Annotated in this window: 3 protein-coding genes; all 3 read left to right on the top strand. The window is 71.9% G+C overall.

Annotated elements, in window-relative coordinates; translation table 11 throughout:
* A partial coding sequence (locus tag AC27IQ_RS25660) for a hypothetical protein (protein ID WP_487091322.1) occupies positions 1–301 on the top strand: 301 nt, incomplete at its 5' end.
* Positions 261–788, top strand: coding sequence for a tetratricopeptide repeat protein (locus AC27IQ_RS25655; RefSeq protein ID WP_487091321.1), 528 nt, complete (start codon positions 261–263; stop codon positions 786–788). The genes AC27IQ_RS25660 and AC27IQ_RS25655, both read left to right, overlap by 41 nt.
* Positions 785–973 (top strand): hypothetical protein (locus tag AC27IQ_RS25650; RefSeq protein WP_487091320.1); only part of this gene is annotated, 189 nt, incomplete at its 3' end. The genes AC27IQ_RS25655 and AC27IQ_RS25650, both read left to right, overlap by 4 nt.

The following is a 973-nucleotide window of genomic DNA, read 5'->3' as shown; positions in this document are numbered from 1 at the left end:
CGCGGCGCCTGCGGCCACGGCCAGCGCGCCCGCCGCGCTGGTGCAGGGCCCTTACCTGTTCGATGCCAACGGCCGGCTCGGCGACTGGAACGTGCGCGACCAGGGCGCGCGCACCGAGTTCACGCTGAAGGCCTACGCACCGCTCGCGTTCAGCGTGGCGGCGGCCGGCAACTGCCAGGTGCGCGCCAACCAGAAACTGCTCACCCCCACGCGGGCGGCCACTCCGGCCGGCCCGGATGTCCAACAATTCCGGATCGCCGATGCTGCTGCGCAAATCCAGCTCCAGTGCCCAGCCCGCTGAGCGCCCCGTCCTGGCGCCTTCGTGGCTGATCGCCCTGCTGGCCAGCATGGTCGGCGGGGGGCTGTGGCTGCTGTATCCCCGCCAGGATCTGGAGCGCCGGCTGTCCGAGACCACCGACATCGCGCTGTCGGTGGCCTACCTCACCAACCTGCTGCGCAGCGATCCCGAGAACCCCCGCCTGCGCCTGCTGCTGGCGCAGCGCCAGATCGCCGTGGGCGAAATGGCGGACGCGCGGGCCACGCTGCAACCCGCGCTGGATTCCAGCGACCCGGAACTGCACCGCGACGCGCTGTGGAGCCTGTGGGACCTGTCGTACGCCGAGTACCAGCGCATGCCCGAGAAGGAAACCGAGCGCCGCAAAGCCCAGCGCGAGACCTCAAGCGCCAGCTCCAGGCCCTGGCCAAGGAAAAGTGGCCCGCCGACCGCCAATTGCTGCTCGCCCGCCGCGCGGCCGAAATGGAAGACCGCGCCACCGGCGTCGCGATGAGCCGCCAGCTCGCGCAGGAGGCCAAGGACCCGCGCGAGGCAGCGCGCCTGTATGAGCGGGCCGCCAAGGAAGCGCTGGGCACGGGCGACTACGCGGGCAGCGCCGAGCTGTACATGCTGGCGCGCCAGGTCACGCCCGACCCGGAACAGGCCAAGGCGTACTACCTGGCCGCCGTGCGCACGCTG

It is taken from the genome of Acidovorax sp. KPB24-07, from assembly GCF_057543315.1.
Note: the sequence above shows the minus strand (reverse complement) of the source record. Positions and strands in the feature narration are given on the sequence as shown.

Coding starts and splice junctions, on each gene's coding strand:
- AC27IQ_RS25655 (WP_487091321.1), top strand. CDS start 261: ATGCTGCTGCGCAAATCCAGCTCCAGTGCCCAGCCCGCTGAGCGCCCC.